The 14,368-nt window shown below is 53.3% G+C and carries 11 protein-coding genes; 3 read left to right on the top strand and 8 right to left on the bottom strand.

Annotated elements, in window-relative coordinates:
* Position 1 precedes the first annotated feature (1 nt).
* Complete coding sequence (locus GZH91_RS15605) at positions 2-961, top strand: IS5 family transposase (RefSeq protein WP_161984272.1); 960 nt, start codon at positions 2-4, stop codon at positions 959-961.
* 144 nt (positions 962-1,105) lie between these two features.
* On the opposite strand, the gene GZH91_RS15600 is transcribed toward GZH91_RS15605, so the two are convergent.
* The 4 genes from GZH91_RS15600 to GZH91_RS15585 all read right to left on the bottom strand — a co-directional run bounded on the left by GZH91_RS15600 (position 1,106) and on the right by GZH91_RS15585 (position 6,507).
* Positions 1,106-1,669 (bottom strand): DEAD/DEAH box helicase, encoded by a 564-nt coding sequence (locus GZH91_RS15600; RefSeq protein ID WP_198415334.1) that lies wholly within the window; start codon positions 1,667-1,669, stop codon positions 1,106-1,108.
* Complete coding sequence (locus tag GZH91_RS15595) at positions 1,638-2,963, bottom strand: ATP-binding protein (RefSeq protein ID WP_147075161.1); 1,326 nt, start codon at positions 2,961-2,963, stop codon at positions 1,638-1,640. The genes GZH91_RS15600 and GZH91_RS15595 overlap by 32 nt, the downstream gene beginning before the upstream one ends.
* Positions 2,960-5,290: a tellurite resistance TerB family protein gene (locus GZH91_RS15590; protein WP_147075160.1), complete on the bottom strand. Its 2,331-nt coding sequence runs from the start codon at positions 5,288-5,290 to the stop codon at positions 2,960-2,962. Before GZH91_RS15590 ends, GZH91_RS15595 begins: the two co-directional genes overlap by 4 nt.
* Positions 5,291-5,547: 257 nt before the next feature.
* Complete coding sequence (locus tag GZH91_RS15585; RefSeq protein WP_161984269.1) at positions 5,548-6,507, bottom strand: IS5 family transposase; 960 nt, start codon at positions 6,505-6,507, stop codon at positions 5,548-5,550.
* A gap of 118 nt (positions 6,508-6,625) precedes the next feature.
* Between GZH91_RS15585 and GZH91_RS15580 the strand changes: the two genes are divergently transcribed.
* On the top strand, positions 6,626-6,964 hold the full coding sequence (locus tag GZH91_RS15580) for a DUF2845 domain-containing protein (protein ID WP_147075164.1): 339 nt from the start codon (positions 6,626-6,628) through the stop codon (positions 6,962-6,964).
* A gap of 130 nt (positions 6,965-7,094) precedes the next feature.
* Positions 7,095-7,829 (top strand): SPRY domain-containing protein, encoded by a 735-nt coding sequence (locus GZH91_RS15575; protein ID WP_147075163.1) that lies wholly within the window; start codon positions 7,095-7,097, stop codon positions 7,827-7,829.
* 68 nt (positions 7,830-7,897) lie between these two features.
* On the opposite strand, the gene GZH91_RS15570 is transcribed toward GZH91_RS15575, so the two are convergent.
* From GZH91_RS15570 to GZH91_RS15555, 4 genes are all read right to left on the bottom strand, one after another.
* Complete coding sequence (locus tag GZH91_RS15570; RefSeq protein WP_161984298.1) at positions 7,898-9,391, bottom strand: hypothetical protein; 1,494 nt, start codon at positions 9,389-9,391, stop codon at positions 7,898-7,900.
* 69 nt (positions 9,392-9,460) lie between these two features.
* The gene (locus tag GZH91_RS15565; RefSeq protein WP_161984131.1) at positions 9,461-10,420 is read right to left on the bottom strand and encodes an IS5 family transposase; all 960 of its coding nucleotides are present in this window, start codon (positions 10,418-10,420) and stop codon (positions 9,461-9,463) included.
* A 751-nt stretch (positions 10,421-11,171) separates the two neighbouring features.
* Positions 11,172-12,314 (bottom strand): c-type cytochrome biogenesis protein CcsB, encoded by a 1,143-nt coding sequence (ccsB, locus tag GZH91_RS15560; RefSeq protein WP_147072875.1) that lies wholly within the window; start codon positions 12,312-12,314, stop codon positions 11,172-11,174.
* 4 nt (positions 12,315-12,318) lie between these two features.
* Positions 12,319-14,343 carry a cytochrome c biogenesis protein ResB gene (locus tag GZH91_RS15555; protein ID WP_147072877.1) on the bottom strand — a complete coding sequence of 675 codons (2,025 nt, stop codon included), beginning with the start codon at positions 14,341-14,343 and terminating at the stop codon, positions 12,319-12,321.
* Positions 14,344-14,368 lie beyond the last annotated feature (25 nt).

Genomic DNA, 14,368 nt, shown 5'->3' with positions numbered 1-14,368 from the left:
CATGAAACAAACCACCCTGAATCTAGACCTCAGTCTCAAGCGCACGCGCAAGCGTGAATTTCTCGAGCAGATGGAACACGTCGTACCGTGGGCAGCGCTGGTCAAGCTGATTGCCCCGCACTACCCCCAAGGCAACAACGGGCGTCCGCCGTTCCCGCTCGAAACCATGCTGCGCATCCACTTCATGCAGCAATGGTTCAGCCTGTCCGATCCGGGCATGGAAGAAGCCTTCTTCGACATCCCGCTGTACCGCGAATTTGCCCAACTCGAAGACTATGCCCGCCTGCCTGACGAGAGCACCATCCTGCGCTTTCGCCACCGGCTCGAGCACCACCAGCTGGCCGAACAGATTCTCGCCACCGTCAATCAGCTGCTGATCCAGCAAGGCCTGCTGCTCAAAGTCGGCAGCGTGGTGGACGCCACCCTGATCCCGGCGCCCACCTCGACCAAGAACAAAGACAAGACCCGCGACCCCGAAATGCATTCCAGCAAAAAAGGCAATCAATGGTACTTCGGCATGAAAGCCCACATTGGTGCGGATGCCGATTCCGGACTGGTGCATACCGTGCGCGGCACGGCTGGCCATGTGCATGACGTGATCGAAGCCAATGGGCTGTTGCATGGCGAGGAAACAGAAGTGTATGGCGATGCCGGTTACCAGGGTGCCGCCAAACGCCCGGACGCCAAAGCGAGTATCAACTGGCACATCGCCATGCGCCCGGGCAAGCGCCGGGCGCTGGACAAGGACAAACCCATTGATGCATTGATCGACCAGTTGGAGAAACTCAAGGCGGGTATCCGCGCCAAGGTAGAGCACCCGTTCCGGGTGATCAAGCGCCAGTTCGGATTCGCCAAGGTGCGCTACAAAGGATTGAAGAAGAATACGGCCCAGCTCATCACCCTGTTTGCGCTATCCAATCTGTGGATGGCGCGGCACAAACTGATGGCACTACCGGGATGAGTGCGCCTGGAAATCAGGAAAGCGGCCTGAACGGGGCTAAAAACTCTAAAAACAGCGCGGGAATAGGCGCTTATTAAGCATTTCGCGTGGCTGATTTGAAATTTAAAGCAGCGCCGCCTGCCGCTGCGCGGTGGATGGGGTTGTTCAGAGCATCCTTAAGGATTGCAACTGTTTTCCACGCTCCGTTCCAATAAAAGCATGCAATTCGTCGACTACCAGGTACATCAAGCCATTGAAAATGCCAGCAAGCGAATGCCCCTGTTTCATAAGCAAAGCTTCTAGTGATTCAGGCGTAATCAAAAGACAGCCTTGAGGCTTTTTTAGGAACTGCTTTTTTTGAGTATTGGAGATATCGCCATGCCAAGGAGTAACTGGAATCTCCAGTGTTTCGCAGAGCCCGGCCAAACGGCCCCATTGGTCGTTAATCAACGCTTTAAGGGGGCTGAGGTAAACAACGCATGCCGGCGTGTCTTGTTGAAGCAATCGGGTCAGAATGGGCAGAAAGGCAGCTTCTGTTTTGCCCGAAGCTGTGGCTGCGGCAACAATGATATCCTGGTTTGCTGCCAGGATAAGCGGAATGGCCTTTTCTTGCGCGTCTTTCAGCTCATCCCATCCAGATTCCCATATCCAACGCTGGATACGCTCATCCAGCTCGAAAAAGCTGCTGGACGCTTGGCTAGAGTTTGAAATTGGCAAAACCATCTTCATCCGTTTGTGAACCGGGCATAAGTGCGGCTGCCTCCTCAATCAAATCAAGCGAATCACCTTGGTCGGGTTGCACGACTACCTGGTCTAAAAGGCGCATCCAGTCCGCACCTGGGTTCTGTTCCAAAACGGCCAACAAATCTATAAAAGCGGTAATCGTTTTCCGTGGAGTACGGAAATACACTTCGCCAATACGTTTGTAGCAATGCTCCATAAATGCAGGCAACGCTTCGTTCGGTAGCAAATATTGAGATGGCTCCCCAAAGGCATAAACATGCCGCAGTTTGTCCAGCAACACTAGAAAATCTTCTTGTGAAAGCCTCGATAACCGCATAACGGGACCGGATAAGTCCACCAGACCCTCACGGGCGAACGTATTTTCTGCCAAGCGGGATTGCAAGGCCGAATAGCTATACAGCCCGCGACGTGTATCAAGCAAGAACTCTGGCGTTCCCCCGAGGACAAATCCCAAGCCTTCTGCCGTACCCTGCAGCGAATCATTCAGAATGCGCAGAATTTGTTCGTAATTGGAATTACGCGCCTGGGTATTCGCCAACTTGTACAAGTTGACCACCTCGTCCAGGTTAACCAGCAAGCCGGAATAGCCAGCTAGACGAACGAACCGTGCCATGAGTTTCAACTGATCATAAAACGAAGCATCTTCCACAATGGTACGCACACCCAAGGCAGCTTTGGCATCTGTCTTGGTAGTAAATTCACCACGCAGCCAGCGGATAGCATCAGCTTTGAGCTGTTCGTTACTTTCCTCGAAACCACGCCAATAAGCCGCGATTACCGCTGCAAAATCATAGCCATTTACCATTTCGGAAAGATGTTCCAGCTTTTGGTGAATCGCTGTTTCGGTGCTCACCCCATTCGCCTTGGCTTCGTTGATGGTTGAGGCAACAAACTTTTCCACAATCCCGGCCAAAGCACCACCATCGGGTTTAGTTCGTGTTGCCAGATTGCGCATCAACTCGGCATAGAGGGAACGAGCCTGCCCGTTTGTGGCATGCAAACGGCGATCTGGGTTTAAGTCCGCATTGACGGTAACGAGCTTCTTCTCCAGTGCAACGGCTCGGATCAGATTCAAGAAAAAGGTTTTACCTGACCCGTATTCCCCAATGACCAACCTAAAGGATGAGCCGCCGTCAGCAATGCGGTCAATGTCCTTCAAAAGTGAGTCGATTTCCAGTGCTCGACCTACCTGGATAAGGTGTTGGCCAATGCGGGGCACGACCCCAGCACGCAAGGATTGAATAACCGCATCCCGGTCTTTGGCACGAATTGCCGTCATGCGTAAATCTTCTTCACTGCGTCCTGATTGATTTCAATGGGATCATCACTTTCGGTGAAAGGCATATCTACATGGTCAAACGCTGCATCATTAATCTGTTCGAGTGCTCCGTCCAACATCAGCCCGCGATCGGTCATAATCTCTTCTAACTCCATACGGGACCACTCCATTCGAGAGGACAACAATTTCACTAAATCCGAATGCGCCGAATCGAGCCCCATTATCCCTTGTTCTGCATTGTCGGATATCTTCGCTGTCGACACGGCTTCGGCAGCCTTTTCTAGGGCAGGCTCCTCGGTAAAAATGGCCCCTAAAATTGCGCTAACTTTTTCTGATTCGGCCTTAAGCGCTGCTACCTTGCTCATATCCAATTGCAGCACCCCGCCAGCCCTTTGTGGAGGCTTAGGGATGGAATGTCCGCTGGGTTCCGATGTGGATGTGCGAACTGTAACCGGCTCGTTAGGGACCGGCTGCAAAGTGCTGTAAAGGTGCTTCGTGTCCAATTCCAACAGCTTGAATATTTTTTCCAGCATTTTGACTTCTGCCGGGGTAACTTGATTGTCAACTTGCGCCACTTCTGTAAGAAAATTTCCCAGTGCCGATTTGGCCTCAGCTGACAGCATTTCAATACGTTTCTGGATGCCATTGAGCCCGGGCTTCTCCGTCAGTAACCATCGTAAATGAGCACGAAGCCGTTGTTTCTCTGAAGGCTCCAGATGCAACCATTTCTCCAGTTGCGTTGTAAGCAATTCTTTTTCCGATGCGCCTGGGTCACCCTCTACGGTCGATACGGATACAGCCAGATGTAAGGAAAGTGACGCAATAAAGTAACGCTGATTAGGCTTGGCAAAGCTGCCATCGTCTGTAAACAAAACCACATAACCCGCTTCAGATAAAACTGCACCCCCAAAGCGAGGATCCGGCTCCATAGCTAGGCCCAGTTCTGTAATTCGCTGTGCAAAGAGGGTCATGCGTGGTTTTGAAAAATCGTTCCAGTCAGGGAACCATGCCCGAAATTTTGCTGAGAGAATAGCAAGCGGAAGCGGAGCTGCTTCAATGAGCGTTTTGATTTGCAGAAGTTGTTTTGTGTATTGCTCTGGCCATACAACGGTGGGCAGTTCCAGCTGGGCTTCAAAGGTGTTGGCTTTGTCCGGACTGCGGCCCAAGAAGCGGCTATATGCATCCAGATCGGCCATACACTGATCCACAATGGCCTGTAGTAGCTTCAATGGGCTGCTTACGACAGAAATGTCAGGCAGGTCCAACGTTCGGGTAAAACTTCTTTTCGAGAACGTGGGGCTGGCTGCCTGATATGTCAATTTCAGGCGCGTTTTGTTTTTAGTTAGTTTTAGTCCGGTTCCGAATTTTTCTTGGTAGCGATGCTTGAAGAGGGTGTGGAACTCTGTATCGCAACGGTGAGCCGGTGTGCGTAACCGGATGGAGGGCTCTGCCATAATCCAAGTGTAAGCCCATTCAGCAGGAACTGGCTGTGAATCCTGTGCCAATTGCCCTAATGCAAGTTTCACGGTAAAGGGGAGTCCCTGCGGCTTGCGTTCAAGTTGTGGAGGCACCTGCAAGTAAACTTTTTCTGAGTTGTTAGCGCTGTCCAGATAATCCAAAAACGTGGAGGCATGGTGCTGAAATGAACCTTTATTATAAAGGGACAGAAGCCGGCGAACCTCTTGTTCAATTGCGGGCAGCTCGGCTTTAGCTTGAGAGCTGGATTCGGTGTCAGCTAAGGCCCTACGCTCCAGTCCATAGTAGTACAGGAATATGTAGCCGATATCCGCATCGGGGTCATTTTTCCCCTTCAGAAGCCAATGCAGGTAAGCAGTGCGAGCTTCGGGGGATGCCTGAGCATAAGAGGACCAATACGATAATTGGGCTACCCGGTAATCCGCAGCGAGAATGTCTTGTATTTGATATTTCGGGTTGAGGAGCGCTGGCTCTTCTTGATAAGCACTACCAACAGAAGACAGACTTTTTCCAACATATAAAAATCCGCTTTCAAATTTTAAACCGTGAATCTCTACCGTGTCGCCTGGCTTTATCCAGAGATTATCGGGTACGGCCAGCTGTTGCAGTTTATTCCCGTCAGCTTCACGCGTAATGCTTGCCTGTACCTCAAACGTGGGCGTAGAGATTTTAGTTTCCTGGGTTTTCTTGGTTGGCGACGCACCCCATTTACCAATCTGGCCAATTAACCAAATAAGCAAGCCTACCCAAAGTAATGTAGCAACTATACCGCCGATTTCAATCAATACAAAAATCGCAGAAATCGTCAGAATGACGACCGTTGCACGGTGGGTAAAAGAAGGGCTAGCCATGTGTCCCAAAGTTTCCTTAGCACTGTATCCGGATGTAGCTACAGCATAAAATCCGAGTCTTCAATGATATACAATACCATTGCATTCGTCTTGCCAAGCTAAGGATGCTCTGAACAACCCCATCCACCGCGCAGCGGCAGGCGGCGCTGCTTTAAATTTCAAATCAGCCACGCGAAATGCTTAATAAGCGCCTATTCCCGCGCTGTTTTTAGAGTTTTTAGCCCGGTTCAGGCCGCTTTCCTGATTTCCAGGCGCACTCATCCCGGTAGTGCCCTCAGTTTGTGCCGCGCCATCCACAGATTGGATAGCGCAAACAGGGTGATGAGCTGGGCCGTATTCTTCTTCAATCCTTTGTAGCGCACCTTGGCGAATCCGAACTGGCGCTTGATCACCCGGAACGGGTGCTCTACCTTGGCGCGGATACCCGCCTTGAGTTTCTCCAACTGGTCGATCAATGCATCAATGGGTTTGTCCTTGTCCAGCGCCCGGCGCTTGCCCGGGCGCATGGCGATGTGCCAGTTGATACTCGCTTTGGCGTCCGGGCGTTTGGCGGCACCCTGGTAACCGGCATCGCCATACACTTCTGTTTCCTCGCCATGCAACAGCCCATTGGCTTCGATCACGTCATGCACATGGCCAGCCGTGCCGCGCACGGTATGCACCAGTCCGGAATCGGCATCCGCACCAATGTGGGCTTTCATGCCGAAGTACCATTGATTGCCTTTTTTGCTGGAATGCATTTCGGGGTCGCGGGTCTTGTCTTTGTTCTTGGTCGAGGTGGGCGCCGGGATCAGGGTGGCGTCCACCACGCTGCCGACTTTGAGCAGCAGGCCTTGCTGGATCAGCAGCTGATTGACGGTGGCGAGAATCTGTTCGGCCAGCTGGTGGTGCTCGAGCCGGTGGCGAAAGCGCAGGATGGTGCTCTCGTCAGGCAGGCGGGCATAGTCTTCGAGTTGGGCAAATTCGCGGTACAGCGGGATGTCGAAGAAGGCTTCTTCCATGCCCGGATCGGACAGGCTGAACCATTGCTGCATGAAGTGGATGCGCAACATGGTTTCGAGCGGGAACGGCGGACGCCCGTTGTTGCCTTGGGGGTAGTGCGGGGCAATCAGCTTGACCAGCGCTGCCCACGGTACGACGTGTTCCATCTGCTCGAGAAATTCACGCTTGCGCGTGCGCTTGAGACTGAGGTCTAGATTCAGGGTGGTTTGTTTCATGGGCTTAATATTGCCACAATGGACTCGGGTGCGGGGCGCAGAAGTGGGGGTTTTGCAGAGTTTCCCTAACTTATAGTTAAAAAAGCAAAAGTTAATCTACGGACATTTATTCACTGCTATGAACACCATACTCATACTATTCGTAATCGCAGTTGTCGGATGGGCTGTAATTTCAAGTCATTTGAAAAAGGAACGACTCGAAGCCCGTCGCGAAGCTCTGTATTCGAAGTATGGAGACTATGAAATTGTTGATAAGCTCATGGGCGGTGGCATCTGGCAAGGACAGAGCGCTGAGCAGCTGACTGACTCTTTGGGAAAACCTGTTGATGTGGACTTAAAAGTTCTCAAAACAAAATCCAAAGAAATATGGAAGTACGCTCAAACAGGACGTGGGCGATATGCACTTCGCGTCACGCTTGAAAACGATGTTGTAGTCGGGTGGGACAAGAAGGCTTAAATTATGGCCCCATTGCCATGCTTGGGGGCCGCTCAATACCGAGCCTATCGGTTAATGCGTTAACGAATTAAAGTGCAAAAAATCTGACGTGGTAGCTATACCTGGGGACTGATTAACCTGGCACCCAAAAATGAAAACCAAAATTCTCGCCTTCGCTGCACTAGCTTTACTGGCTAGCAGTGCTCTCGCCGCCACCCCCACCTACTTGTATAGGCTGTACAGCCCAGGCGTTAAAGGTGCCACTGCCGTCGACAACCTCCTGCCCACAGCAAGCAGCGTATTCGCTACCTGGAATCCGGCGGACAAGGGGACCGCTATGATACTGAGCCCTGGCAATCTAACTGCCGTTGGTAATGGGTCAGCCTTCGCCTCTGTCAGGGCAACACAGAGTGAGTCCTCCGGTAAGTGGTACTGGGAGAGCACTATCACCGGTGCCAATGCCACAAACTATGGCTACATTATGACCGCAGGCACCAGCACTTTTGATTTGAATGCATATCTGGGCACAAGTAGCACCGGCAACTACTTTGGGTGGTACCCCCCTCAAACCCCATCCTATAGTTCAAGCTGGCCCGGCACTACGGTCGCTGCTCCTCCCGGAGGTGTGAACTATCCGGTAGGCACGACCTTTATGATGGCAATGGACATGGACAACCATGCACTGTACGTGGGGGTGAATGGCACTTGGAACGGGGGCGGGGTGCCTACCTCGGGCGCAGCTAAAACAGGGGCTGCGGTAACAGGGCTTTCCGGAACGGTGTTCCCGGCAATAAATGTCGTCACAACTCAGAGCACCTCGAACTTTGGTGCCACCGCCTTCAAGTACGCAGTTCCAACGGGCTATCACGCTGGCGTTTTCCAGTAACGGTAGGCCGTAGCATTGTAGAAATAAAGAGGCGGGCTGCTTGGTACAGAGGCCGCCTTTAAGGTTGATCAAAATGCCCACGGTTTCCAAGTGTTATCCTCCCCCGTCCTATTTGCAACACTAGCCTTGGCGTTGACCTTTTGTTGATCAATGGGCCGTTTAGTTCTCGCTTTTCGAGTAGAGGCAAGAGGCTCGAAATAAAGAATATCCTCTGGCGCCACCGGGCCCCGCGCCAAACCCAGTTTCATTGCTGGCGTCTTGCCATCCGATCCTGTGAGCGAGTAGTTATAGAATACACGGAAGATATCAAGCAGCTTGGCCAGGTTGTCCGGTCGATATGCGTTATAGCCATACCATTTTCGTCCTGCTTGGCTCGCTGATCCGTAAGCCCTCTCAGCAAAGGAAAGCCTACGCCGCACCAGCATGAAGAAGCGATCGATTGGGTGTAAGGATGCCCGCAGATACAGCCGTGCTGCGTGGTCATCTGAATAGTCGCTTATATTCGTCAGCCAACATACGCGTTTGGCTGGTTCGCTTTTGTTTGGTAATGGATGCACCAGCCACCAGTCATCGGGATACCCGTGCGATACCGCACGCTGCATCTCGGCCTTAGTCATCAAGATCTTGACTTCTAAATCGGTGAGCCCGGGATTAGCAGTTTTTACAGACTGGAACACGCGCTGGCTTGCGGCGACAGCCTGATCTTTCTCGTCGATGGTTGCTTCTTTCAATACTTTGACATACCAGGCATCGGCAGTCCGCGCCTTGACTCTATCCTGGAATGCCGCCATAAAAGCCGCTCTAAAACCGGAATCCTGATCCAGGTAAAAGCGTACCTTGGGCGCATTGGCCAACATTTTTGCCATCAGCAAGAAATGGGCTTGCATGGCGTATTGCTCGCGAATCTGCACTCCTTTAGTAGGCAGCATTACATTGCTGTTCTTCTCGTCACTATCCTCAATATCATCCCGGCCTTTTGCAGCTTCGTATTCGCCAATGATTTCCGCGGTCAGCGTATCGGTGCCTCGGGCAATCTGCAGCGCACGGGCAATTCTTCCCTTGGCTTTCGATGAGCTCTTTATCAGCGCTGCATCATAGTCAGGTTTTAGCCAGAATCTGGCGTATTTCCGATAGGGTTGCGAGAGTTGATAGTCACCCGCCGTTTGAGCTAAAAGTTCCAACTGATCCTGATCGATACTTTCGTCGAAATTGAGATGCATGCCAAATACATAGCCGGTTTTCATATCCGCGGTGCCAATCGCATTTAATTGAATATTGCGTCTGTTTTTACGGCTATTCCAATTTACGATATGCGTTTGCCGATCCACGGCAACATACATCTTTGGCAGGGGGAAGTCTTCCAGCAGAGCCTTTTCCCGGCTCTGGGCTAACAGCAGACACTGGCGGTGTATGAAATCAATCTTTCCATAAAGGGACTTTCTATCCAGGCCGGTAACTTCTGCAATTCGGCTTAGGGATGCTCTGAACAACCCCGCCCGAAGTACAGCGGCAGGCCATCCTGTTTCAAATCGTAGAATGGGTGCCGTGAAACGCACAAACAATACTGTTTCCGACGCTGTTTTGGACGTTTTTCGCCCCGTTTAGGGCTTTTGCCCGGTTTTCAGGCGCACTCATCCCTGAGTCTCGATCAACTTGCTTCGTACCATCCACAAGTTGGACAGCGCAAACAGCGTGACAAGCTGCGCTGTGTTCTTCTTGAGGCCGCGGTAGCGCACCTTCACGTAGCCAAACTGGCGCTTGATCACCCGGAACGGGTGCTCTACCTTGGCTCGAATGCCGGCCTTGAGTTTCTCGACCTGGTCAATCAGCGCGTCTGTGGGTTTGTCCTTGTCCAGCGCACGGCGCTTGCCCGGGCGCATGGCCACGTGCCAGGTGACGCGGGCTTGGGCATTCGGGCGTTTGTCTGCGCCCTGGTAGCCTGCGTCGGCAAAGACATCCGTCTCCAGGCCCTGCAACAGGTCGTTGCCTTCGGTCACGTCGTTCACATGCGCGGCAGTGCCGCGCACGGTGTGCACCAGCCCGGACTCGGCATCGGCGCCAATGTGGGCTTTCATGCCGAAGTACCACTGCCGGCCCTTCTGGGTGGAGTGCATTTCGGGGTCGCGTGCCTTGTCGGCGTTCTTGGTGGAGGTGGGCGCTGCAATCAGGGTGGCGTCTACCACAGTGCCCGCTTTGAGCAGCAGGCCACGCTGGATCAGCAGTTCGTTGATGGTGGATAGAATGCGGTCTGCGAGCTGGTGCTTTTCCAGCCGATGGCGGAAACGCAGGATGGTGCTCTCGTCGGGCAGGCGGGCGTAGTCTTCAAGCCGGGCAAATTCGCGGTATAGAGGGATGTCGAAGAAGGCTTCTTCCATGCCCGGGTCGGACAAGGTGAACCATTGCTGCATGAAGTGGATGCGCAACATGGTTTCCAGAGAAAACGGTGGGCGGCCATTGGTGCCTTTGGGATAGTACGGGGCAATCAGCCCGACCAGCGCTGCCCAGGGCACGACTTGTTCCATCTGCTCCAGAAACTCGCGCTTGCGGGTCTTCTTGAGGCTCAGGTTGATATCCAGTGTGGTTTGTTTCATAGGCTCAATATTGCCATACTTGCCTTGAACAATGCGCTCTGGGTGGGGGAGTTTTGCAGAGTTTCCTTAGCGGCATCTTATTCATCAGCAGCATCATGACATCACGGTTCTTGTGCGGCGCCTTGTGTTTACGCGTAGATTTGCCGCCAACCGTAAAGGTTTTCCGACAAACGTTGCAACGCCAGCGTGGTGTTCCTGCTGCGGTCGCACCAAATGCGGCGTAATCAGCTCCGCCTTGGGACAAAGGAACGCCATGCATAACGCAAGCTGAATTCGGACAAGAAGGCTCAGGTCTGAGCTTTAGGTAGGCTGATATTCGATCGATATCCTCAAGAATCGAGGCATTGTTGCGTATTGGTTGCCTGTCTCCGCAGATGCTGCATTTCAGATGAGGATCATCTTTTCCCTTCCCAACGCGTATATAAAAGCCTGGCAGCGCGGTCGAACCCTTTGGCCGATATCGCCTGCCGGGTATTTCCGGTACGCCAAAGTTGGCACATTTTGGATTTTTGCAGAAATTGACGTTCAACCCGTTATGGGGTGGAGGCAGCCGATAGCCTGAAGAAGATTTTATCGCCAAAAAAATGCTCCTTGGATCATGACCCAAGAAGCATTGTAGTTGAATTATGCAGAAATTATCAACACGATATTACACGCCCTAGCAATAAACGCGGTGCCTTTTTTGTAGAGCAGCTTCTGTGCTATGTCACGCAGTGTTGCCCCGGGCCGGGCGGGTATCGCGCGGCGGCGATCAGAGCGTGCCGTAGGAATGCAGGCCCGACAGGAACATGTTCACGCCGAGGAAGGCGAACAGGGTAACGAACAGGCCGACCACCGCCCACCAGGCCAGCATCGGGCCGCGCAGGCCTTTCACCAGACGGATATGCAGCCAGGCGGCGTAGTTGAGCCAGACAATGAGTGCCCAGGTTTCCTTGGGGTCCCATGACCAGTAGCCGCCCCAGGCCTCCGCTGCCCACAGGGAACCGAGAATGGTGGCAACGGTGAAAAAGCCAAAACCAACGGCGATGGATTTGTACATGACATCATCAAGCACTTCCAGTTTCGGCAAACGCGAGGCGAGTATGCCCTTGGACGCGAGCAGGTACGCAATACCCACCATGGCAGCAAGCGAAAATGAACCATAGCCGATGAAATTGGCGGGGACATGGATTTTCATCCAGTAGGATTGCAGCGCCGGCACCAGCGGCTGGATTTCCTGTGCCTGGCGGTCAAACGCGTACCACAGTAAAAACCCTACCGCCGCACTGATCACGGGCAACACGAAAGCGCCCAGTTGACGGTTGTTATAGAGGCGTTCGTAGTGCAGATAAAGGAGTGCGGTAATGATGGAAAACAGGATGAAAACTTCGTACAGGTTGGAAATGGGGATGTGGCCCACATCCGGGCTGATCAGATAGGATTCATACCAGCGCACCATCATGCCGACCAGACCCATCAGGATGGCGGCCCAGCTAAGTCCGCTGCCGACCCTGGCGGCGAATTCAGAGCGTGATGCCAGGCTGATCCAGTAGCTCAAAGTGGCCATGACGAACAGTGCGCTCATCCACATGATGGCGGACTGGCTGGCAAACAGGTACTTCAGGAAAAACGCCTGATTGGCACGGGCGAGATCGCCGTGGTAGTCCGAGATGGCAAACAGGCTCAACACCGCCACTGCAATCATCAGGGGGCGGATGGGTTTCCAGTTCCAGCCGAGCACGGAAAACACCCCCACGGCAGCCAGCAAAATGCTTTTATCATAGACATTCATGTAGCTGCTATACAGATTCAACGCGTATCCGGCACCGCCGATCAGAAACGCGGCGAATAACCAGTCGAACCACGACAGGCGCTTGAAAAATGATTCCTGCGGAGCGGTTTGGGTCAATTCCATGGCTTCAGTCCTTCACGATTTCAGAGATGCGCTGTTTATGGCGCTCGAATTCTTTTTCAAAATCCAGGGTTTTGCGGTTGCTGGACATGGCAAACAAGACATGCCCGGGTTTGACGAGCAGCCACAGCCTTCGTTCCCTGATAAAGAACATGGCAAATATGCCCATTACCAACAGGGCAGAGCCGCCGAAAACAATATTCTCGCCGGGTGAACGTGTCAACTGCAGGCCGCTGGCGTTGACCTGGTCATATTCGGCAAGCTGCAGGTAAACGGGCGCGCCGTAGAAAAAGATATCGCTGATGCTGTTGAGCGAATCGCGGATAAACCAGCCGGTTTCCTCGTCGGCTTTGGGCGCCGGCGCTCCCGCCTGTTGCTGCGCCATGATGTAGGCTTCAAACGTGGATAACTCGAGAATTTTCAGATAGGTCTGCGCAGCGCGGTCACGCTCGGCGGCCGGAATATGTTTTTCGATAAAATCGGACAGTGCCTGATAACCGCCCTTGCCAAACAGATCCAGCACTTTGGTCGTGCTGTCAGCCAGTTTGGTGCGCACGTCGACCGGCATTTTGCCGCCCTGTAATGCACTGGCGGCGAAACGGCGTGCAATTTCAGCATGCCGGGCAGGGTCGAGCATGATGCCGCGCAGGCGCATGAAGCCGCCGAGGCGCCGCTGCGGATCGAGTGGAAAGCGGATGTAGTGGAGTGGCTCGCCGGGTGTGTTGCGCACGCCGGAGAGCATGTACCAGCGTTTGTCGATGAGTAAGGGCAGCATATAGTTGTTGTACTCGCGTGCCTGGCCCTGGGCATCGCGCACCTTGTACTGGAAACTGGGCCCGACGTTGTGCAGATTGGTCTTGTCGGCGACCGCATTGCCGCCCATCAGGCTGCGCGCATCTTGATTCTGTTGCCGGGGCGCCGGCGTCGCGCCGGTATTTTCGATATTGAAGGGACGAAAATCGGTGAATTCCAGTGTGTATTGCTGATTATTGGCAGAGATCTTGGTATTGCTGTTCACCGCGCCATTTACCTCGAACGGCTTGCTGCCGGGGTTGAACAGATTCCAGCCATTCATTTTCAGCCTGGTTCCGCCATCGCCAAAGCTAGCCTGGAAAATGGCAATGCCGTCATAGATGAGTGGATGATTGACAGTAATGGTGTGTTGCAGCAACGGCTTGCCGGTGGCTTTATCGAGAATGGCAATGTCGCTGGCAAAGCTTTTCGGTTGCCCGGTGCTGTAATGCTCAATGTGGAATTTCTTCAGCGCGATGGTGAATGGCAGATCCTGCACCATGTAGCCATCGGCGATATTCAGAAACACCACGTCGGCGCTGGATCCCTCGGGGATGGTGACATTGCCGCGAAACGACAGGCTGTCAGGCGCCAGGCGACTGGCAGCAGGCACCTGGCTTTCGGGGATGTCGCGCGTTTCAATGCGTTTCAGGCCAAACGCCTGTTCAATCTTGAGCGGGATATTGCTGTCCAGCAGCGCGCCGAGGCAGATGATCACGATAGCGGCATGGGTGAAGATATAACCGAGCCGGTTGACGCTACCGACTTTGGCTGCCAGCAGGGTGCCTGCGCCGTTATCCAGTGCGCGCTGTTTGTAACGATAGCCTTGCTCGGTCAGGTATTGGGTCAACGCCTCAAGCGCTGGGGCCGGCGCAGTGAATTCTGCATGATGCTGGAAGTGCCGTAGCGAGTTTTCGCTGGCCTGTTCGCGGTAGCTGCGTATCTCGCGCAGCATGCTGGGCAGATTGCGGTAAATGCAGGTGCTGGTGGATGCGACCAGGAAAGCCAGAATGGTCACAAACCAGGTTGTGCGGTAAACATCATACAGACCCAGCCATTCAAATACGGTAAACCAGTACTGACCGAACTGGATGATGTAGTTCTGGTAAGGCTCGTTCTGCTGGAGCACCGTACCAATGATTGAGGCAATGGCCAGCACGGTGAGCAAGCTGATGGCGAAGCGCATCGAGCTCATCAGCTCGTACACTGATTTTGCGAAGGTGGCGGAAGATTTACTCATGGCTTGCCTGGAAAAATAGGGGGTG

The sequence above is a fragment of the Sulfuriferula plumbiphila genome, assembly GCF_009938015.1.
Lineage (GTDB): Bacteria > Pseudomonadota > Gammaproteobacteria > Burkholderiales > Sulfuriferulaceae > Sulfuriferula > Sulfuriferula plumbiphila.
The sequence above is the reverse complement of the archived record's forward strand: the minus strand, read 5'-3'. Positions and strand labels throughout refer to the sequence as shown.

What these genes read in the sequence shown, in the direction of transcription:
- GZH91_RS15605 (WP_161984272.1), top strand. Translation starts at nt 2, where the DNA reads ATGAAACAAACCACCCTGAATCTAGACCTCAGTCTCAAGCGCACGCGC.
- GZH91_RS15600 (WP_198415334.1), bottom strand. Translation starts at nt 1,669, where the DNA reads ATGAAGATGGTTTTGCCAATTTCAAACTCTAGCCAAGCGTCCAGCAGC.
- GZH91_RS15595 (WP_147075161.1), bottom strand. Translation starts at nt 2,963, where the DNA reads ATGACGGCAATTCGTGCCAAAGACCGGGATGCGGTTATTCAATCCTTG.
- GZH91_RS15590 (WP_147075160.1), bottom strand. Translation starts at nt 5,290, where the DNA reads ATGGCTAGCCCTTCTTTTACCCACCGTGCAACGGTCGTCATTCTGACG.
- GZH91_RS15585 (WP_161984269.1), bottom strand. Translation starts at nt 6,507, where the DNA reads ATGAAACAAACCACCCTGAATCTAGACCTCAGTCTCAAGCGCACGCGC.
- GZH91_RS15580 (WP_147075164.1), top strand. Translation starts at nt 6,626, where the DNA reads ATGAACACCATACTCATACTATTCGTAATCGCAGTTGTCGGATGGGCT.
- GZH91_RS15575 (WP_147075163.1), top strand. Translation starts at nt 7,095, where the DNA reads ATGAAAACCAAAATTCTCGCCTTCGCTGCACTAGCTTTACTGGCTAGC.
- GZH91_RS15565 (WP_161984131.1), bottom strand. Translation starts at nt 10,420, where the DNA reads ATGAAACAAACCACACTGGATATCAACCTGAGCCTCAAGAAGACCCGC.
- ccsB (WP_147072875.1), bottom strand. Translation starts at nt 12,314, where the DNA reads ATGGAATTGACCCAAACCGCTCCGCAGGAATCATTTTTCAAGCGCCTG.
- GZH91_RS15555 (WP_147072877.1), bottom strand. Translation starts at nt 14,343, where the DNA reads ATGAGTAAATCTTCCGCCACCTTCGCAAAATCAGTGTACGAGCTGATG.